The following is a 547-nucleotide window of genomic DNA, read 5'->3' as shown; positions in this document are numbered from 1 at the left end:
GGGAGGACTTCGTACCGCCAGACGAGGTCTATGCGGGCGTGTGCCGCCGCGGCCGGCAGATGCTTGGCCTCGATACGATGGCGCTGGAAAACGCCGCGCATGGTCACGATCCGCAGACATTTGTCCGCGGCATTTTTGTCTACGGCACGCTTCTGAGTGGAGAGGCGCGTGCCGCCGCCCTGAGAGGGACGGTTCGTGCGGCCTCGACAACTGGGACCTTGGTCGATCTGGGTGTGTTCCCGGCACTCATTCTCACGGGCGAAGGGCGTGTCGAAGGTGAATATGTGGTGCCTGACGATCTCGCCGATACGCTTGAGCAACTCGACATGATCGAGGGGGCGGCGCCCAGATGCGGCACCAACGGTTTCTATCGGCGCACCATTCTGTCGGTCGAGGCCGAAGATGTGCGGCAGCTGGCATGGGCTTATGTGCAGAGCGACCAGCAGGCAGGCGATCTGCCTCGGATCGCGTCGGGCTCATGGCGCAATCGATATTGAATGAAGGATAACGGAATGCATGACGACGCCATTCTTGATCGCGCCCTTGG

Annotated in this window: 1 protein-coding gene; it reads left to right on the top strand. The window is 61.8% G+C overall.

The genetic code is table 11. From position 1 onward, the window contains the following. Positions 1 to 497 (top strand): gamma-glutamylcyclotransferase (locus tag APM_RS19920; RefSeq protein ID WP_007424600.1); only part of this gene is annotated, 497 nt, incomplete at its 5' end. Between the last annotated feature and the right edge of the window lie 50 nt (positions 498 to 547).

Origin of the sequence: Acidiphilium sp. PM (assembly GCF_000219295.1) — a bacterium.
Lineage (GTDB): Bacteria > Pseudomonadota > Alphaproteobacteria > Acetobacterales > Acetobacteraceae > Acidiphilium > Acidiphilium multivorum.
The sequence above is the reverse complement of the archived record's forward strand: the minus strand, read 5'-3'. Positions and strand labels throughout refer to the sequence as shown.